The sequence below is a fragment of the Leptolyngbya sp. Heron Island J genome (assembly GCF_000482245.1).
Taxonomy (GTDB): domain Bacteria; phylum Cyanobacteriota; class Cyanobacteriia; order Phormidesmidales; family Phormidesmidaceae; genus Leptothoe.
Genome location: NZ_AWNH01000101.1, coordinates 1 through 20324, shown reverse-complemented (window position 1 = coordinate 20324; position 20324 = coordinate 1). Strand labels below are relative to the sequence as shown.

Here is a 20324-nt window from a genome sequence, read left to right as displayed (position 1 = left end):
TAGCGTCGAGGCAAAAAAACAGAGATCAGGTATACGAGTAAAGCCAATAAGTCTGACCATTCTCTAACCCAATTTCATCAAATCACTTTCAAGACTTCTGCCAGAAAGAAATTTAGCAAATAAGCGCAAACAGATTTAAGATCTGAAGCTAAGGGACATTGGCACAGGAATGCTCGAACAATTCAAATATTTCCACCACACAAATGGAAAAGCCATGCAATAGCAGGCTAGTCTTAAATAAGAATCTTTGTCAATAGAGTCATCTCAACCGCCATTTTCTATGAATCTCCTCTTCCTGCTATTGCGCACATCCCCAATGGCCATGGCTATTGCCATTCTGGCTGGGGGGCTGAGCGGTGGTGGCAGCGCTCGTCTAGTCGCCTTAGTCAACGAAGTCATAGCGGGCCGCCAAGCAACAACAGCACAGTTTTTTTGGGGCTTTTTAGGTCTGCTGGCCGTTGTTCTAGTTGCAGGTTACCTGTCGCAGCTACTCCTGATTCGCCTGGGTCAAGGTGCCCTATTTAACCTGCGGCTGATGCTCGCCCGTCAGCTACTCGACTGCCCGCTACGTCAGCTCGAAGCTCTGGGCAGCCATCGTCTATTCGCCTCACTCACAGCAGATATTGAAACCATTGCCTCTGCCTTTACAGTGGTGCCCTTTCTCTGTATCGACTTAGCCATCGTGGCCGGTTCTCTCCTGTATTTGGGCTGGCTATCGATACCGTTGCTACTGGTTATGATCGTATTTTTGCTCTTAGCAACGGTCACCTACCAGCTCATTGCCCGGCGAGCCCGGCGCTTTTTAGTCACAGCCCGTAACGAACAAGATCGATTATTCAAACATCTACGCGGTCTGATTCATGGGATGAAAGAACTCAAGCTGCACCAGCAGCGACGACAGGTTTTTCTAACCGATGAATTACAACAGACCGCTACCAGCTATCGTCGTTTCAACATGTTGGGCATGGGCATCTTTGCCGGAGCCGCTAGCTGGGGGCAGCTAATTTTCTTTGCTGTTATTAGCGTCTTCTTGTTTGTGGTACCCCAGTTCAGCGCTCTGGATAGGACACTGTTCTCCAGCTATGTGCTCACCGTTATTTATCTCAACGGCCCCCTCGAAAATTTAATGCGGCGGCTGCCCATCCTCAGCCGAGCCAGCGTGGCCCTAGACAAAGTAGAGTCTTTTGGGTTTATGCTCAACCAGTCTCCAGAGCCCCCCAGCATAGAGTCTCTCTCCACATCTTGGCAGCGCCTAGAACTTAAAAACGTCATCCACAGCTACGATCGAGGAGCCGATACCCCTCCATTTACCGTAGGCCCCATCAACTTAGTCTTTACGCGGCCAGAAGTCGTGTTTCTCATTGGCGGTAACGGCAGTGGTAAATCCACACTAGCCAAGCTGCTTACGGGTCTATATCCCCCGAGTTCAGGCCAGATTACTCTAGACGGTAACAACATCACCGACACTAATCGAGAAGCCTACCGACAACAGTTTTCCGCTATTTTTGCCGATTTTTATCTGTTTGACCGCCTCCTAGCCCTAGACAGCCCCCAACAGATTGAGCGGGCCAACGCCTATTTGATGGCTCTGCAGCTTGACCACAAAGTCCATATTCAGGCTGGCAAGCTGTCCGACATCGATCTCTCCCAGGGGCAGCGCAAACGCCTGGCACTACTGACCGCCTATCTAGAAGATCGACCTGTTTACCTATTTGACGAATGGGCAGCCGATCAAGATCCCTATTTTAAAACCGTGTTCTATACCCAAATTTTGCCTGAACTCAAGCGCCGCAAGAAGCTAGTCTTGGCCATTACCCACGATGATAAATATTTTCATTTAGCTGATCGAATACTTAAATTAGAAAGCGGTCAGCTAGCTGACAATTTAATCCCACAAGTTTTTTCCTAGAAGGATTAGAAAGATTTTCTCCAAGGATTAAAGGTGACTAATTATTGAAAAATTTTCTCAATTAAATTATCTTAGTGGGAGCGAATAAGTTGAGGAGCTAACGGCAAAGCCAATGTTGGAGAAGATGCAATCTATCAAAAGGCTGCTGTTGGCATTCGCAACTTTAATCATGGTTGTTGCCTGCGGAGGACCATCGCCAACCGCTCAGCCAGTCATTCCAGAGCAGGGACGAGTTGTTGAAACAGCCTTAGGTGATGTAATTGTCCCCCAGTCACCCCAGCGAGTAGTCGTACTGTCTCAGAATGCCCTCGACAATAGTTTGGCCCTGGGAATTAAGCCCATTGCCTCCACCTATTCAGGGTTTCCCCATCGCGCCAACTACGGCAATTTTGCCGACTACTTGATTGATAAAACTGAGGATATTACCAACGTCGGCCATTCCTCTCAGCCAAATTTTGAAGCCATCCTGGCCCTTAAACCAGACCTAATTTTGAGTACCGTAGATGACCATCGCCCTTTCTACGATCTGCTCTCCCAAATTGCCCCCACGGTGCTGGTCGAAACCCGAGCCGATGCCCTGGCCACCTATGCCGCAGCCTTGAACAAATCGGAACAGGGGGAAGCACTCATTCAAGATTTTCAGGCTAGAATTCAAGACTTTCGACAACAGATGGGCGATCGCCTACAAACGACCGAAGTATCAGTGCTGCGCTTTCGGCCCGATCAGGTCCGCCTATATATGCAAAACTCATTCTGCGGCTACATTTTAGAGCAGGTTGGGCTACCTCGTCCGCCACCGCAGGCAAAAGCCAAATTTTACGAAACAGTCAGCCTTGAAGCCATTCCAGCCATGGATGGAGATGTGATCTTTTACTTTCAAGACAATCCCCAAAACTCCATGGCCCAAAAGGTGACAAGTCACCCCCTTTGGCAACAGCTTGAGGCAGTACAACAGGAGCGAGTATATCCAGTGTCCTTCGATACTTGGTTTTTGGGCAACGGGATTTTGGCAGCTAACGCTCTATTAGATGATTTGTTCAAATATTTAATTGATAGTCCACCATGACATCAGCCCCAGCGATTACGAACCGCCCCGATGTCGATCTCAATCTCATACCAAATCCGAATTCAGTAATCCCGCTTGAACATGGATAACTCCGTAGGGGCAATCCCTTGTATATTTTGAGAAGTAGCAGTAGAGGAAATGATAGACCATGCTTGGCAGATGTCTGTAGCCATATTTAGCAAACAGATGCTGTCGCTGGTTTAGGGCATAAACCTCTCTAAAATGGTTGTCAAGACCCAACGATGCCAACAAATATACTTCAGGTATTTCACTAACAAAGACTTAACTAGTACTCTGTGGCGTAAGGTTGTCCACTATCAAATGTGGATGGGTGGATGGGTGGATGCAATAGCTGCCAAATTTCTGTCATCGGGTACTAGTCACTATTCGTGGTAGGGCGACTAAGTATGTCTACGATTTACCTCACACATCAGGGCAGCAAGGTGACAAAGCAACGGGGTCAGTTTTCATTTAAGGGGCCAGCATAGTAACTCTATGCTTTGCACTCATTATTATGTGATGTAGTTTCCCTAGAAAACCTACTGTGTACACACATCTAGGAGATCTACTGGAAATCAGCTCCATGCTCTGCATTAGCCCTCATCCTAAATCCTTCTCCCCCAGGGAGAAGGACTTTGAGACTAGCGCCTCTTCTCCCCTAGGGAGCAAGGGGTTGGGGGATGTAGAGCTTTGCTCTTCTTGCAAAGTGGGCTCGACATCTTGGAGTTATGCTTCGACTTGTATGTACACGGTAGCCCCAGAAACTGAGCGATATTGCGATAGACATCCTAGAATCTTGGATTATTGAACAACATCTATTAGATGAAAATAGATGAAAAGGTGACCCTTTGCACACTGCAGCATCAGTTCTACAATGCAATCAAATTTCAAAATACTAATCCGCTCAGGTCTCCTACTTTGCCAAATCTTTCTCTCAGGAATGATGATTCAATTAGATCCTATCTTTTGCCCTACAGGCGTTCCATGGAACGCCTTTGCAGACAGCATTGTTGGATCTGATAAAATCCTGATTCCTAACTATCATCAAAATTTTGACCGCCAAACCATCTTAACGTGAGTATTTCTACTCCATAGAACGAGTAAATCCCTTTACGCTATTTCCTGCTAAAGTAGCGTTCGTACTATTTGCCCCCCTATGACCGTTATAGCTGCTCGTAAAACCAAAGACGCCATTTCCTTTGCATCTGACTCCATCCTGGTGGCAGGCTATCTCAAAGCCACTGATAAGGAAGTCATCTACAATAAGCTATTTCAGCAAAATGACATGGTGATTGGCAGCACCGGCACCGGCTACGAAGGCACCATGATGGAGCTATTTAGCCGCAACCATCGACCAGTTGATGGCAGTCGTCTATCGGTAATCGACTTTTTTGTCGAATTCCGTGACTGGATCAACAAACGTGATTCAGGTCACTCCCCAGAAAATGAATATCTAATTGCCTACGATAAAAAGCTATTTCGTACCTACGGTGGTCTAGATATTTACGAAGTCCCCGAATTTGAAGCTGTTGGCGCTGGCGAAGACTTTGCCAAAACAGCATTACACCTGGGCCACACACCCCGCGAAGCCGTCGAAGTCGCCTGTAAGCTTTCCATCTATTGCAGCGAACCTATCTCTGAGATTACGGTAGAGATTTAGTTGGGTATGGCATCCCCCCTATCGCCCATTCTGGCCTGGTTCCAACGCCAGCAATGGCAGCCTCTCCCGTTTCAACAACAAACCTGGGATGCTTACCTGGCAGGTAAAAGCGGTCTGGTTCAAGTACCCACAGGCTCGGGTAAAACCTATGCTGCTGTCATGGGGCCAATTGCTGAGATGCTGGCCAACCCTGGCAAGGGGCTACAGCTGTTATACATTACCCCACTGCGGGCATTATCTCGCGACATTGAGAAGTCGATCCAAAAGCCGATTACGGAGATGGGCTGGCCGCTGCGGGTGGAGTCTCGCACGGGGGATACTAAAGCGTCGCAAAAGGCCCGGCAGAAAAAGCAGCTGCCTGAGATTTTGATTACAACACCTGAGTCGCTGTCGGTGTTGCTGTCTTATCAGGGCTCACGTCAGCGGTTTGGTCACCTGCGGACGGTGATTTTGGATGAATGGCACGAGCTGATGAGTTCCAAACGGGGAACTCAGACAGAATTATGTCTGGCGCAGCTGCGATCGCTCCAGCCCACCCTCAAAACCTGGGCGATTTCGGCTACCCTTGGCAATCTAGAAGAAGCAGCACAAACGGCAGTGGGTCTGGGCACTGACCCGGTGATTATTCAGTCAGATATACGTCGGGATACCCATATTCAAAGCATTTTGCCAGAGTCGGTGGATAGTTTTCCCTGGGCCGGACACCTGGGACTGCATCTGTTTCAGGAGCTGGTGGATAGCCTGGACTCAGAAAGGTCAACGCTGATTTTTACCAATACGAGATCGCAAGCTGAACGTTGGTTTCAGGCCCTCAGTTTTGCCGAGCCGGACTGTCCCATGGCACTGCACCACGGCTCCATCGATATGGCAGAACGTCAGGCGATTGAGGCGGGGATCAAACGTGGTGACCTCAAGTGGGTGATTTGCACCTCGTCTTTGGATTTAGGAGTAGACTTTCATCCAGTGGAACGGATTGTGCAAATTGGCAGTGCTAAAAATCTGGCCAGACTGCTGCAGCGAGCCGGACGCTCAGCCCACCAGCCCGGTGGCACCTCGGAAGTGTTTTTTCTACCCACCAATGCCCTGGAGCTAATTGAAATTTCTGCCTTTCGTCAGGGACTGGCCATGGGTGATATCGAATCGCGCCATGCACTGCGGCTGCCCTATGATGTGCTGGCTCAACATCTAGTGACCCTGGCCTGTGGCGATGGCTTTGAACCTGCTGCGATATTAAACGCAATTCGGCAGACGGTGGCATTTGAGGCAATCAGCGACGAGGCTTTTACCTGGATGCTGGACTTTTTAGAAAAGGGCGGTCGCTGTCTCAAAGCCTATCCCCGCTATCAAAAGCTAGTGCTCGATGATGGGGCCTACAAAGTCTCGACAGCACAAATCTCTCGCATGCATCGCCTCAGCATTGGCACCATTACCGGCAACCAACAGGTGCGGGTGGTGTATACCAACCGACGTAAGCTGGGCACCGTTGATGAGGGCTTTGTCTCGCGTTTAAAGAAAGGCGATGTGTTTTTCTTTGCCGGTCGCCAGCTAGAGTTTTTCCAGATGAAAGACATGGTGCTGTATGTGAAAAATACCCGCAAAAAATCGGCAACGATACCAGTCTGGACGGGTGGAAATCTAGCAATTTCCGATTGTTTAAGCCATCATCTGCGACGGCAGATTACCCAAGTCAAAGCAGGCGAGAGTATCAGCCCTGAAATTGCTTGTATTATGCCAATTTTGGCGACCCAGGACCGGATTTCTCATTTACCTGCAGACCAGGAACTGTTGATTGAAACCTGGAAAAGTCGCGAAGGACAGCATCTCTATGTATTTCCCTTTGAAGGCCGGTTTGTCCACGAAGGCTTAGGATTTCTCTGGACCTATCGCTTTGCTCAATATCAAAAAGCCACCTTTACGGTCTCGGTGAATGATTATGGCTTTGAGGTTTTAGCGCCTAAGGGGTATCCCTTTGAGACTGTTTTCCAAAAGCATCAGGCTCATTTCTTTGCCCTTGATCACATTGTTGAAGATATTCAAGCCAGCCTGAATATTTCAGAACTGACCCAGCGCCGATTTCGTAGCATTGCCCAGGTAGCTAATTTAGTCTTTCAGGGCTACCCGTCATCGCGTAAAACCGGCAGCCAGCTCCAAGTCAGTGCCTCTTTAATCTATGAGGTATTTTCTAAGTATGAGGCGGATAATCTACTGCTAAAGCAGGCCGAACGTGAGGTGCTTTACCAACAACTGGAGATTGAACGACTCAGTGCTGCGCTAGAACGGCTGCAGCAATTTGACGTGGTTTGGCAAACAACAAAACGACCGTCACCGTTGGCCTTTCCGTTATTAGTCGAACGGCTGAGTGCCCGGCTATCTAATGAAAGTATGCTAAAACGGATTGAACGCTTAAAAGCTCAGCTTGCTACGAGATAACTCTGACTAACCTGCGGAATGTCCGTTAGAAGGTATGGTGATGCTCATAATCAACGCATTCGCCATCTACCCACTCACGAAAACTGGTCTCACATTGCTCTTGATCGTATTTGAATGGCACTGTGGTTGGATGGATAGTTTCTGATGGCTGATCCAGTTCATACACAGAATTTTGCCTAGATATGGCTAATATTCTCTGACTGTAAGCTAGGCCAAATATGATCGCACACCCAAGCAATGAACTGAGTATCAGAACAATTCTAGGCAATAGTTGGAAATCTCCATCAGCTAGTAAACGCTTGCGTGAACGACGTTCTTTACCTGCAAAGAAAACCAGATAAAAACCTTTGCCTGGAAAAGGAATTGACCAACGTATATTAACTATATGATTGGCCTTAGGCAAAGACAGAGCAGATCGATGCAGCGCTTCAATTTGATGTTCACTAAAAGAATAGCGCTCTTCTGGTGGCAACTGATCTAGAATGCGCTTGATCAGAGCATGCTTTTGCATTGTCATTTAAGTGTTTTCGATGATTAGAAGGTGAAAATTGGTAGTGCACAGTATTCCTTAATGGATAGAAAAATTGATATTGAGGCCATAAGTAGATGGCCTCAATTAGCTAGATGGCCTCAATTAGCTATCAGAGATCCAGCCCCCCTTCCGTCCTCCAAGATGGGAGGAAACTAGACTTAAAGTCCCCAGATTTTATTGAATTCACCTACTTAGTTGCTACTATGAATAAACTATAAAGAATGGTAGATGCAGCTCGCCTGAATTTATTCATTGGTTCTTTAGATAGGATAGTTCGTTTGACCAGACATTTGGCTGAGAAGAAATGACTAGATATACAATAAATTGCTTACATGCTTTCTCTGAAATTTTATTGAACTGTTAGGTGATTAATTTTAGAGCCAGCTGTCAACCAGGCTTAACGGTGAATTTATTTATTTGATTCAAAGAATAATGTTCAAGACAGACTACGATGGCTGTATGGAAAAGCGAAAAGATAAACTAGAAAAAGCAGAATAATCCCTGCTATTTGAGAAGATTCTGGCACATCTTGAGTTTCTATTGATATCTCTAAATCTAATAAGCTTAAGTATTCAAGATTAGACATAACTAGCAGATCATCAGAGTAATAATATCGCGTAATATCACTGGCATGTTTTCTCCAATACGCATCTCCTGTTATAGATGACCAATAGGAAAAACCATAGATTATTTCTCGTTGATTAATACTTTTAGATTGTCCTGTTCTTGTAATTTCGGTACCATTAGTTCTTGTATTGCCTTGAGTGGATACTTCTCCTGATAGAAGAATCTTAGATTCTTCCCATATGAGAGCATTGTTAATCATAGTCGCAACACTTGATGCTAATGAATCTTCGTCAAAATGGTTAAGCCAGCGCATCGCTTGCAAAGCCCCCGCCATTTGATAGCTACTGTCATAGCCATCTTTTTCGGGATTTACACCATTGCTCCACTGTTTATTTAGGCCCTGTGTAATAGATTGGTTGGCATAATTGATTAATATCTGGTCACCTGTTAGTTTTCCAGTTAGTCCTAGCGCAGTTGCAACGGTATAGTTCCGGTGTGTATAAGGGGAATTATTACTCATTCCAAGGTCCCAAATATCTTTCCGAATCAACCAACGACCAGCACTATGTAATTTTGGTACATAGTTTTGAATGATATCGGTATATAGTTCTGCATTAGGAGATTCTTGGAGTGTTAAAAGACTGTAGGCAGCCGATCCTAAAAACATGGATGTACTGTGAAAAGGATCATTCGTTGGTAAAAAGCTGCCATCATTTTGCTGTTGGGAAAATCCCCAATCAAACATTTGGAAACCAGCATCAATGGCTTTTTGATCATTATGAATTAGTCCACTAATAATGGCATTTGCACCAAATCTTTGTTCCTCAATATACCAAGTGCTAGTAGTGCCATTGGCATAATTCTGGTTAACTCGGTTAGCACCGCTGGTTGCCATATGGCTATATGTACTAGAAGGTCTTGCATATAAAATAGATGCAATCAAATCTGTCGATTCATGTTCAAAACCAGTTTTCTCAGAAAGCTGTGTGAATGAGAAAGCAAATGCTCCTGGGGCAGTTAAAGAATTTGAAAAGAAAGCCACTGTAACAGTCGCTATTAATGTTGCTCCTTGAGATAATATATTTATACTATTTTTTAGCTTGTAGCTGATTCTTAAATTCATTGAAATAGTCTGATACTTGTTTGACTTTAAAGTAGATGCTCTAAGCTTTTCGACAGTTCTTAAGAATGGCATTTATCTAACTAACAAATGACAAGTTAGTTTCTTAATTATTTTGGCCAATCCTCTAATGTTATCTTAGCTAAGATTTTCAATAAGAAATCATTATAAGCAACTATCATTGAGAAGAACTGGATACTTCAACACTTGAATCTTACTTATTGATAATAATTATGGCTAGGAAAAAACTACGGAAGAAAGGTTGTGTGTAGCATAGTGTTTCAAGTTTTATAAATTTCAGTAATTCTACAATTATTAAAAAATTCCTTTATATGACTATTTGGGTAAGCTAAAAGACTCTCATTGTAAGAGTTTTGTGTTATCAGTAATTTTGAGGATCAATATATTTAAGGTGAATTAGATTTAGTGTTCTGATATTGGAAATCTGTAGAATCCATAAGTAATATAAGCCCTCCTGGCAAACTCAATAACCAACTAAGGATCATAATTGTTAAGGAAAGTAATAAAGCCTCTTCTGTACTTTGACCCACACGAGTGAAGAGATATACCCACAAGCCCTCTTTAAGCCCAATTCCTCCTAGAGATATAGGCAACATTGTTACAACAACAATAATCGGAATAAATACCAGTAACTCTAGGAAAGAAATGGAAATGCCCAGCTGTTGGGCAACTAAGTAGTGATAATAGACAATAGCAAATTGAAGAAACAAGGAGAGCAATGTGGAGAGGATTAGCGCTTGTCGGTGGTGGGCAAATTGATGTAATAGATGTTGGATCTTGGCCATGCGCCTCACAATGGAGTTAAGCCCTAACTTATTGAGCCATGGTGCTATTGTCTCAAGTAGATAAGTATTAGCAATAATCAAGGTGCTACCTGCTAGTGCTAATACACAGCCAAAAAATAAACAAATGATGTCCCATCGCCCAATCAGCTCGAAGGCGGGTATCAGACCCATAATGGCCATAATTGATAGAGCTGCTAAGCCGGTAAAGCGCTCTAAAAAAACAGAAACTAAGGCGATTTCTGAGTCTTGAGTTTCTTTAGCAATTCGGTAAACTCGGTAAACATCTCCACCTACAGAACCAGGCAGAAAGTTGTTTAAGAACATACCACCAAAGTAGTTGGCCATTAACTTATAGGATGGTAGGCTGTGGCCTGAAGGTGCTAAGACAATTTGCCAACGAATGCAGCTTAGCCACTGCAGGCAAGTATAAAAAACTAAAGCATAAACGATGAAGCTGGGAGGCATTTGGCTAAATTGATGCCAGGTTTGACTAAGGTCAATGTGGTTGAGGACAATAGCTAGAAAGGCAATGCTGACAAAAGTTTTGATAAACAGTTTGATGTTGTCGTTCATAATTAGAGTGCTGGATTAATATGTGCCTAGATCGCGACCTCGGTTTGGCGAGGTGCGCAGAATACCGTCATTTTTTTGCCAGAGCCGTAAGCTAGTGCCATAGGTGTCTAAGACAGGCTGGCTGATGGTTTGGAGGGTATCGTAGAATTTGGCTAATTCGGCATCGCGAGGAAGCTGAGGCTGATGAAATACTTGAATCCAAACGCGATCGGCACGGTTAAGTACATGTTCGAGTTGGTCATTGCTTGTCAGTACACGGCGACCTTCCCAGCGATCAATAAGACGCCCATTGTGAAGGTATACGGCATCAAAGAATGACATTCGATGGGGAACGTAGTAATCAGCTCCTTTGAGAACATTGGCATGGACTGAAGGAGTATTAGAGATAACGACATCACCAGGCTGTTTGTGGTCTACGATATATTGAGAGATTTCCAGATGGCGGGGAGTAAGAGATTCTGAATAACTAGCGAGGATGCGGTCAGGTTCGATATTGCCAAGCAATAAAAGAACAGTAGCTGCGATCGCAATTCCCTTCATCGGCAATAATTTACCAACCCACTGCTGCAAACGATCACCGAACCATTGAGCCAGTGTAAAAGCACTGTAAATAGACAATAAACTAAACAGTGGATAAAACGGATAAGTATAGCGAGATGCCTTAAGAGATACCAATACTGTTACAAATGTAATATTCAGCAGCACTGTATTAAACAAAAACAGTGTTCGCCCGTCTTTTTTATGACAGAAATACAACCACCCACATAAGAACAGTAGTGTGTAGATTATGTGCATACGGTTGAAACCAACAAAAAAATCGGTGCCAAAGAAGGTGATGTTTGCAACCTGAAACTTTAGATGTCCCGTGGTCATCGAAGAAAGTCCTACCAATGGCGTTAAACACTTAATGGAAAACACCATGGCATTAAACACAAATAAGCTGCTGGTCATAAAGCTACTTATTAAAACCCGCCAATCACTCCGCCACTGGTAGGGACGATAAAAATACAATGCCCCCAATGTAAAGCTAGGCAACAGAGTCATGGTGACTTCCTGGGTTAATAGAATACAAGCCAAGGAAATGCAGCAGATATACTGATACCAGCGCTTAGGCCCCTGGTATTGGACCGACGCTTGAATAAAGCCACAGTAATAGGACCAATAGCTCAATAAAAAGAGAAACTGAGTCTGTTGATAAAACCTCACATTACGAGAGTACCAAAGCTCCCATGGATCAATCGCTAAAACCAAGGTGGCGACCAAGGCAATCCACACTTTGCCAGAGATTAATCGAGTAAAGACAAATACCATCGTCAGGGTGCCAACAGCCCACAACACCGACCACATCCGTGCATTTTCTGGAGAAAGCCCTACAATTTTGAGCCACAACGCCAGGGGATAGTGGAAAAAGGGGCCTCGGGTATACCAGATTTCAGATGTGGCAATGGGAGCACCGCTGCGTAAAATGCCCCGAACCGCATCGTAGGAGACATTCTCATCTGGTTCCAGGTCATTAAAGCCGATATCGTAGGCTCGTAGACAAAAGCCAAGAATCAAAATGGCTGTTAATAGCCAGTAGTAGTATTTGGGATTGGCTACACACCAAGCTCTTGGCTGTAAATAGTAACGTAGATCAAAATATAAAGACTGCTGAATAAAAGTATTACTGGCATAGTAAATAAGGCTACCTGCAGCTACCAGCATTAGGGGTAAATAGCTTGTGAGAAGCACGCTCAACCCTGTACAAGTCAGCCAACTAGTCAAAAAAAGTATCGTCATGCGATAGGGCCAGGTAGACTGACGGGGACGACAGACCCATATCATCGTCAATATGACAATACAGATAAAAATCAACAAAATTAGCTGGTTAGTACCAACCAGGGTGTAAAAAATGCCTCGTTCTGCTTCGGCGTAGCGATGTTTAAGCAAACCTACAATGCAAAGAAATAAGCATCCCGGAGTTAATACGCCTAAACCTAGAAGCATAGGTTTGGACTGGTCAGACCGATCGGGACCGAACGCTGTCTGTTGCCTCAGCCAGTGGCCAATAGACCAAGCAAGTACCAAAGCAATTAAGACACCTCCCCCCATCCATAATCCTTGGAGAACCAAGTATTGACCAATATGAGCTTGGGTAGCATCCCCTTGATAGTCACGGTTAAAGATATGGCGAATTGGCGTTTGAACAATACTGGCTTGATGAATACTGTCATTGATATCTTCTATGGATAAAAGAGATTGCCATGTTTCATCAGTTGCGATCTCACTTTCAATCTGCCCCTGACGATTCTCTACCCAACCATCCAAAAAAAACGAGAGAGGGCGATCCTGCTCAGATATCCATTCTGGTGCAAGTGGTTTAACTAATCTAGCTGATAGGGTATTAATGCCTGGGTGGAGTAAGCGAGTAATCTCATACACACTAAGACGGTCAGCGTCGTCGGTATCGACCTGGTGGATTAGATGTTCATTCACCACAACGCTAAAGGGACCATCCCCTGCTAAGCGTACAAATGCACGGTGAGGTGATGAGGACAGCATCCATTGGCGCTGAAGATAAACTTCATCGTGATCAGTCTCTTTGCCTGTGATCCACTGTCCCTGTAATAGTCGATCAACAGTATGGAGACTCACTCGACTATAGGTTGTTTCTTCTACGACCAGTTTTTTGGGTCGTTGCCAATCGTGATCTGGAAACTCAACATCAAACCACTTAAGCTTTTGCCGATTGGTCGGCAGTGGCGAAAGCTGCCAGTCAGTGCTACCGGTATTAAGAGATATGGGAGTGGTGGTGTCTAACGTCGGATAAATTCTCCCTTCTGCCAGTAATCGTGGATGTAGGTGACTAGCTTGAACTTCTAGCGCAATCACATTTTTCCCTGGTTTAAGATAGCGGGTTAGGTCAAAGTATCCTGTCAGTTTCCAGTCGCGGGTATAGCTCGCTTGAATGATATCACCCGTCCTCAAGTCATAGGGAGCAATCTCACCCAGGGTTTGAGTTGTCTCACTAAAATACTTGCCTAGCCCTAGACTGTTGCGAGGAATGCGTCCAAAATAGCTATACTCTTCTCCAATAGCTCTACCATTGACGTACAGTACAAAGTCATTATCGGCGCTGAATCGTAACCACCCTCCTTGAGGAGACTCGGCTAGTGTTATTGTTCGGCGTAGGTAAAAACGATGGCGGGGCGAGTTTGGCATAACCCAACGCGTATTAGGCTGCCACGAGACAGGTTGGGCTGGTATGGAGACTGGCGCGAAACAGGCCCAGGCTAACATACCCAACAGACAACCCAATAAGATGATGAGGCTGATTGCTAGCCGCTGATGCAGCCATTTACTCAGTTTGAATGGTAAGGTTTGACTCTCTCGATGGTGTCTCCCCATGTTTTTGAGTCTCTCGATTGACGATAGCGTAACCAGGCTGCATGCACGTCCCCGGCATGGTAGTCTGCCCACGAACGATGAAGATAGGCTTGTCCTAAAAGAGCAACATTTTTTTTCTGAAAGTAATTTTGAATCTCAATATGTTTTTGGGCAGTTTGATTGGAGGATTCAAAGTCACCGTTCATAGCCTGTATCAGCATCAGGTTATACAGAGCCGAGATGTGATTTGGAAAAATAGTGAGGGCTTTTTTGAATCGTTCAGTGGCTCCTGCGGCCCTAAGAATATTCGGTCGTTCATTGGACTGGGGGCTGTCTAAAAAGTTGTTCTTTTTTGGAAAAGGGACTGTGTATACTGGCAACTTTGGGCGATCTGTTGTTCTAGAATATTCCACCCCTTCATTGATCCAGGTCGCAGCCAGGTAGCCTCGGGCTAGAAATAATTTAGGCTCACTCTCCAGGGCGTGTTCAAAATAGTTTTTAGCATTATGAAAGTCTCCTATGCGGTAGCGATCGCATCCCTGGGCAAATGCTACTAGTGCTGGCTCAGGCTGATCGCTGTGAACACTGGCCATAGCCCAACGCCGCAAAAAAAACTTATCTCCTCCTATGGGAGGATAAATACGGGCTAGCTGGGCGCTGTGGCGTGTGACCTCAACATATTTGCCTTGACCCATTTCTAAGGCAATGTGGTGATTAGCAATGTTAACTCCGATCAGATACACCACAATAGCTATCAGAATAGGAATTACGACTGGCACCAGTCCAGCCATATCCCGATGAAATAGCTGGAGAGCCTGATGCCGATGCTGCATGTATATCCCCATTAGACTTAGGGTTAGTCCTGCTACCGTAATACCCCAACCCTTACCAATAAAGTCAAAAATAGGATTGCGATAACCGAAACCATCTAGAATCACCCGCTCCCAAGAAGACAATTGAAAAAAAGAGCGGCTTTCGATATTAAATGCAAATATTGAGTGTACGGGACGGTGTTGATCAAGGGAGACATTCTGCTTCCACTGGGCCTGCACCTCGGGAAACTTTTTTTCTACGTGGCGCACAACCTCTAAATTTTGCTCATTATAGGCTGTGGCCAAATAGGAAATACTGGGAGCCCAAGTGGTTAAAAAGAATGGAAATAATAAAACTACAAATAATCCACCCCAATAAGGAAGACGGGGAATTACCCGAGGCCAGCACCACAGTAACCACCCTAAGCCTGTAACCATAAATAGGGCTACGCCTAGTCGAGGGCCATGCTGCAGGCCAAATTGACTCGTATCAAACACATCTAAGGCTTCCGAGGGCAAATGATACCAATCATTTTTAATGCCCTGGAGCAACAATGCACAGCCTAAGGCATACACCCCATTGGCCCGTGTAATCCAGGGATGAATCCAGTGGTCAAACCATTGAACAATGGGAAAAAATCGAGATTTTAGAGATTGGATAACCTTGAATCGTTGCAATAGTCTCTCTAGCCGTAGTTGGGTAAGCCAAGAAATGATCATGGTTTTACAGATGATTACTCACTCACCAAGTCCCCAGGTTGCAGTGCATAAGGATTCAAAATCACCTTTTCTCCTAGGGCTAAGCCATCTATCACCTTTCGTTGATTGTCAAGGAGGGCACCCACTTTAACCGATCGAGGGATCGCCTTACCATTCTCGATCACCATAACCATACCTTCTCCACCGGATAGATGAATTAGCGTATGTTCAGGAATACTCAGAGCTGTGTCAACCTTACCAAACTGTACATAGCCCTGAAGACCAGGAGGCATTTGTAAATCTTCATCCATCTCAACCCAAACTGAGTAAGTATACTGACGGTCCACGCCTACTTTATTTTGTTTAGCATGCTCAGTTTCAATGGTAGGATTTACTCGCACTACTCTTCCTGTGAACACTTCCCCTGGATAGGCGGTCAGGCGTACTGTCGCCACATCTCCCTCTTCCACCTGATTGAGCTGAGCCTGATCGATAAACGCCTCAAACAAAATATCCTGATTGAGTAACATCATCGGCTCTCGGCTGCTAGAGCCCACCAGTTCTCCTTGATCTACGCTGAGAACACTGATCAGACCGCTATTTGAGGCTTTTACGACAGTACGTTCTAAATTTCGTTGAGTTTCCCGTAACTGAGCCTGACGAGTCTCAAGACGCAGCTGAGCCTTTTCTATTTTTCCTGGCTCTAGGGTGAGGGCTCGCTCCAGAGAGAGCTGAGCACGCTGTAGCTGTAGACGCCGACTAATCAAAAAGTCCTTATCACTAAAGGCTCGTTCATTATCGCCCAAATTACCCTGCTGAATTTCAAACGACTCATGCTGACGTTGTGCAAATTCATCCTCTGCCTTCAGCAGTTCAAACTGTGACAAAGCTCCTTGTTCGACTAATCCTTGAATGCGTTCTAACCTTTCAGCTGCATTATTTAACTGAGCCTCTGCTGACTGTTGAGCACTGGACTGACGATCTTCCACAAGTGCTAATCCAGTAGCTAATCGAGCTTTGGCATTCGCTACCCGACGTTCAGCTTTTTCCACATCTGCGGCCAGTTTAGCAATGTCATTTTCCGCACTCTCAATAACAGAGTACAAATTCTGTTGATCGTTGGCGACATTGTTTTCTGCGATGCGAACTTCATCCAACAAGCTAGATTGATCCAGCTGTACTAACGGTTGACCAGTTTTTACCCAGTCTCCTTCTTCTACAAAGACAGCCTCAACAATACCATTAATCTCTGAGCGGACTTCAATGGATTCTAAAGCAACAGATTCTCCTGGTGCAGATAGAGATTGCACGAGGTCAGTTTCTCCCACCGTGACTGTTTCAACTACAATAGATTCACCAGCTGCGCGCTGTTTGGCAGGATATCCTTTAGACGAACCATAAAACTTTGCTTCAGGATTCTTTAATGAGGGACCTAAAACTGTCATGGTTATAAATCCCATGCCAGCAAATGGAATCAAAACTAAACTCATTAACACCATTCGATTGAGAAGATGTTTGAGTTTGTTTTTTGGCTTTTTTTTAGAATTATTATTTTTAGAGCTGTTGTTGGCTCCTAGGCTAATCATAGCTTTCTGGTAGGCGAACCAGTAGGCCGCACTCCGTAAGTGTATGGTCTGACGATCGGTCTATGTAAATAACTACTGTTTATTGAGAAGCATCCATGAGCGCTGGAGAAAAATGCTATTATTGCTCAAGCCTGTTGCTCAAGTGTACCTGACAACTTTTGAGATGGTTTTGACAATGTCAGGTTAAATACAGCTTGCCACTGGGGCAAAATACGCTGCCAGCTAAAGCGATTTTGGATATCGGCTAACCCTGCCCGAGCTAATCGATCAGCGCGTTCTGGATCTTTCAATATAGCTAGCACAGCCTTTGCAAGGGCCTTAGGCTCTCTTTGTGGTATCAAAATGCCCGTTTCATCATGGGTAATAACATCTGAAATTCCACCAACATTGCTGGCAATCACAGGTTTTCTATGGGCTAGGGCCTCGATCATAACAATGCCTAAACCTTCAGTGTCCCCCTTACTATCGACGATGGCAGGTAGTACAAAAACATCGCAGGAGGCATACTCATCAGCCAGTTCCTCCTTGGTGACAAAGCCTAGAAAATTTACAGACTCTTCTAAGCCCATTGCCTTACACTGCGCTTTGACTTCTTCTTCTAGGTGCCCTTTACCAATAATTCTTAATTCTACCGCTTGATTTGCCAAAATCTCAGGCATAGCATCTAGCAAGTAGCGTAGTCCTTTGCGTTCATCTAAACGCCCTACAAATAGCAGTTTTTGCATTTCCCCCTCATTGCGAGATGTGGGGAGCTTAGCTTCGATGGTAAGTCCGTAGGGAATAACGGATATTTCTCCGGCATATACGTTCTCTTGGAGAATCTTATGGGTAAAACTTGAATTGACTGTAACCGCTGCCGCCCTTCTAGTTAACCACTTCAGTATAGGCTTTACAAAACTGAATTTTTTCATCAGTAAAAGCTCTGCTCCATGAAAGCTAAACACCATGGGAATTCCCAATAGCTTACTGGTGGGAAAGGCCATTAAACCATGGGGAAATGGCCAATGAACATGCAGTATATCTGGCTTATCCCGCAAACAAATCCAAAATAACTGGATACTTCCTAACAAAATATAAGTAGCTGCTGCTAATAGATAAAGGGGCTGACGCTGGAGCTTTGTAGGCGCACCATCACGGGCAAGATTCTCATACTTTTTTATGCAGTAGCGAAAGCGATGAACATTGATGCCGTCCATTACGTAACCTTGAGAGCCTTCATAGGCGGGGGCAAAGACGGTGAACTTAGTGCCTGCAGGCTGCAAACGGATCATCGTTTCCCGTAGAAAAGTAGCATGGTTGCCATCAGGGGTAATCGGATAAGCTGATGTCATGGTCAAAATATGAGCACTTTGAGATTCCATAAAGTTTGTTCTAAGTGAATGTTGATTTTTTAGATGGCCTAGTTTTTAGGCGGCTAGCTTAGAAAGTGCCAGCTGACGATAGTAAGCGATGTTAACCATAGGGGAATCAGTGCGTAAAGCTGGATTATGAGTCCTCAGACCTTGAAATTCCGACTCAGTTTTAAGCTGTAGAGTATACTTTGCTGCACTGAATCCCACCTGAGCTGATTCCACAACAGCTTTGGCATAGCTAGTGATCGATTCGATAGGATATAAAACATAAAACCAGCCAAGCACACGCGCAAAATCACGGGCAGATGTCAAGAGCCGCTTACGGCCAAACTTACTTTCTCCAGAAAAACGAGGATGCCAAGGTGTGGCTACTTCAGTTACGTTGTACCCTTGACCAGCGAGTACAGCTAAAAGATATCGGTGAGTGACAAGAGTAACTGGTAATTTAGCCAATAGATCACGACGCACTAACTTCGTCCAGTTCATGTCGTGGATGCCGAGACCAAATGCCCATCGACAGGCTCGATTTGCCAGTGTGGAAGCTCCTAATTTGCCATCGCCACGTTCTTGTCGCCAGCCAGCAATGGCATCCACACCAGGTTGCCAAGCCTGAAGTAATGCCGGAATATCGCTACGAGGGTCCGATTCTAAATCAGCCTGTCCCCACATGATCCAGTCTGTTTTCACATGGGCTAATGCAGTATTCCATACTTCAGCCACACCACGATTTTTGGGGTGACGAATAACTGTTAGAAAACTGTAAGTCTGGCGTAGCTCTCGAAGAATTTCGGGTGTATGGTCTGTACTACCATCATCAATAAGAACAACTGGCAGAGTTCTACCCATTATTTGAAATGCCTCATCGATATAAGCAAAAAGCCGTTTAAGATTACCTTCCTCATTCATGCAAGGGATAACAAGGGTAACAGAGCCAGGGCTCAGAGGGTTACTGACAAGAGATTTCATGATTATTTGGAACTCGCAGAAATTTTAGTTGTAAAATCAGAGAACAGTAAACAACAGAAATTGGTCATGGGAAGTTTTGTATCCATGGGTAGAGCATTTCTATGATTTGACACTCCAAGCAAGTTAGCTAAATATTTGATTTGCAAGGATTTCAAATCGAAACTGCTTAGGATTAGATTCGAAAGATTACGCTGTTTACTTCTTCTGTACGCAATTTGTTGTAGATGCTGTTATATTAGTCATCGAGCAAAGAAGAAGAAATCCGCAAGCATACTGTTTGTCAAAACAGCCAGATATTGGCATAAAATCAGCGAATTGAATGAATTTTAGAGGTATTCTTGGAGAAGATAATGCTCTAATTTTCCGGGAACTAGATTTTGTCTGTATTTCTGACGACAAGATCTGTTCGGGTTTTAGATTGCTGTAGTTTAAACTGCTGAGTAATACTTAAGATGCTATTTAGTACACTGGAAAGTAAGTTTTCTACCGTTTTAGAGAGTCTTATCTTCTCGAATTTTGACATAATGCTTCTGAAATTTATCGCGTGCGGCCTCAACTGAAAATTGCCAATGGATGCGGATACGCTGGTCATGCCGTTCTTGCACCAAGGCGAGCACCGCTTGCTCTAATTGGTCTTGTGTGGGAATGCGCTGATGCAAACAGCCTCTAGCCAGTGCCGAAAACTCGATCTCAATCATATTGAGCCAACTGGCTGACTTTGGGGTGTAGTGAAACTCAAACCGTTGGGCAAGGGCAAAGGCCTCCTCAGCCGTCAGGTATTCATAGAAAGAACTGACATTATGGGTGTTGAGATTATCCTGCACAACCTGGATTTTGTCCGCATTAGGATAGCGCGCAGCTAAGGCTTGAAAAAACAGAG

At 44.8% G+C, this 20324-nt stretch carries 13 protein-coding genes; 4 read left to right on the top strand and 9 right to left on the bottom strand.

Annotated elements, in window-relative coordinates; genetic code table 11:
- The first annotated feature begins 280 nt into the window (after window positions 1-280).
- The 4 genes from N836_RS65860 to N836_RS65845 all read left to right on the top strand — a co-directional run bounded on the left by N836_RS65860 (window position 281) and on the right by N836_RS65845 (window position 7065).
- Window positions 281-1909, top strand: coding sequence for a cyclic peptide export ABC transporter (locus tag N836_RS65860; RefSeq protein WP_023075721.1), 1629 nt, complete (start codon window positions 281-283; stop codon window positions 1907-1909).
- Window positions 1910-2078: 169 nt separating this feature from the next.
- Window positions 2079-2975, top strand: a complete 897-nt coding sequence (locus N836_RS65855; RefSeq protein WP_161635034.1) for an ABC transporter substrate-binding protein — start codon at window positions 2079-2081, stop codon at window positions 2973-2975.
- A gap of 1156 nt (window positions 2976-4131) precedes the next feature.
- A complete protein-coding gene (locus tag N836_RS65850; RefSeq protein ID WP_023075718.1) occupies window positions 4132-4635 on the top strand; it encodes a hypothetical protein in 504 nt (167 codons plus the stop codon).
- A 6-nt stretch (window positions 4636-4641) separates the two neighbouring features.
- Complete coding sequence (locus N836_RS65845) at window positions 4642-7065, top strand: ligase-associated DNA damage response DEXH box helicase (protein ID WP_023075717.1); 2424 nt, start codon at window positions 4642-4644, stop codon at window positions 7063-7065.
- Between the two features lie 25 nt (window positions 7066-7090).
- On the opposite strand, the gene N836_RS73840 is transcribed toward N836_RS65845, so the two are convergent.
- The 9 genes from N836_RS73840 to N836_RS65810 form a co-directional block, all read right to left on the bottom strand.
- Window positions 7091-7582, bottom strand: a complete 492-nt coding sequence (locus N836_RS73840; protein WP_152532262.1) for a hypothetical protein — start codon at window positions 7580-7582, stop codon at window positions 7091-7093.
- Window positions 7583-8033: 451 nt separating this feature from the next.
- Window positions 8034-9287: a hypothetical protein gene (locus N836_RS0139315; RefSeq protein ID WP_023075715.1), complete on the bottom strand. Its 1254-nt coding sequence runs from the start codon at window positions 9285-9287 to the stop codon at window positions 8034-8036.
- A 404-nt stretch (window positions 9288-9691) separates the two neighbouring features.
- Window positions 9692-10663, bottom strand: coding sequence for a lysylphosphatidylglycerol synthase transmembrane domain-containing protein (locus N836_RS65835; protein WP_023075714.1), 972 nt, complete (start codon window positions 10661-10663; stop codon window positions 9692-9694).
- A gap of 15 nt (window positions 10664-10678) precedes the next feature.
- Window positions 10679-13864: an ArnT family glycosyltransferase gene (locus N836_RS65830; protein ID WP_023075713.1), complete on the bottom strand. Its 3186-nt coding sequence runs from the start codon at window positions 13862-13864 to the stop codon at window positions 10679-10681.
- Between the two features lie 140 nt (window positions 13865-14004).
- On the bottom strand, window positions 14005-15561 hold the full coding sequence (locus N836_RS65825; protein WP_023075711.1) for a tetratricopeptide repeat protein: 1557 nt from the start codon (window positions 15559-15561) through the stop codon (window positions 14005-14007).
- A gap of 14 nt (window positions 15562-15575) precedes the next feature.
- On the bottom strand, window positions 15576-16985 hold the full coding sequence (locus tag N836_RS65820; protein WP_161635033.1) for an HlyD family secretion protein: 1410 nt from the start codon (window positions 16983-16985) through the stop codon (window positions 15576-15578).
- Window positions 16986-17251: 266 nt separating this feature from the next.
- The gene (locus tag N836_RS65815; RefSeq protein ID WP_023075709.1) at window positions 17252-18487 is read right to left on the bottom strand and encodes a glycosyltransferase family 4 protein; all 1236 of its coding nucleotides are present in this window, start codon (window positions 18485-18487) and stop codon (window positions 17252-17254) included.
- 45 nt (window positions 18488-18532) lie between these two features.
- Window positions 18533-19444, bottom strand: coding sequence for a glycosyltransferase family 2 protein (locus N836_RS0139310; protein ID WP_081716983.1), 912 nt, complete (start codon window positions 19442-19444; stop codon window positions 18533-18535).
- 491 nt (window positions 19445-19935) lie between these two features.
- The coding region (locus N836_RS65810) for a transposase (RefSeq protein WP_023071803.1) at window positions 19936-20324 on the bottom strand (389 nt) is incomplete at its 5' end.

Coding starts and splice junctions, on each gene's coding strand:
- N836_RS65855 (WP_161635034.1), top strand. CDS start 2,079: ATGGTTGTTGCCTGCGGAGGACCATCGCCAACCGCTCAGCCAGTCATT.
- N836_RS65860 (WP_023075721.1), top strand. CDS start 281: ATGAATCTCCTCTTCCTGCTATTGCGCACATCCCCAATGGCCATGGCT.
- N836_RS65835 (WP_023075714.1), bottom strand. CDS start 10,663: ATGAACGACAACATCAAACTGTTTATCAAAACTTTTGTCAGCATTGCC.
- N836_RS65845 (WP_023075717.1), top strand. CDS start 4,642: ATGGCATCCCCCCTATCGCCCATTCTGGCCTGGTTCCAACGCCAGCAA.
- N836_RS65825 (WP_023075711.1), bottom strand. CDS start 15,561: ATGATCATTTCTTGGCTTACCCAACTACGGCTAGAGAGACTATTGCAA.
- N836_RS65850 (WP_023075718.1), top strand. CDS start 4,132: ATGACCGTTATAGCTGCTCGTAAAACCAAAGACGCCATTTCCTTTGCA.
- N836_RS0139315 (WP_023075715.1), bottom strand. CDS start 9,287: ATGAATTTAAGAATCAGCTACAAGCTAAAAAATAGTATAAATATATTA.
- N836_RS65820 (WP_161635033.1), bottom strand. CDS start 16,985: ATGACAGTTTTAGGTCCCTCATTAAAGAATCCTGAAGCAAAGTTTTAT.
- N836_RS73840 (WP_152532262.1), bottom strand. CDS start 7,582: ATGACAATGCAAAAGCATGCTCTGATCAAGCGCATTCTAGATCAGTTG.
- N836_RS65815 (WP_023075709.1), bottom strand. CDS start 18,487: ATGGAATCTCAAAGTGCTCATATTTTGACCATGACATCAGCTTATCCG.
- N836_RS0139310 (WP_081716983.1), bottom strand. CDS start 19,444: ATGAAATCTCTTGTCAGTAACCCTCTGAGCCCTGGCTCTGTTACCCTT.
- N836_RS65830 (WP_023075713.1), bottom strand. CDS start 13,864: ATGCCAAACTCGCCCCGCCATCGTTTTTACCTACGCCGAACAATAACA.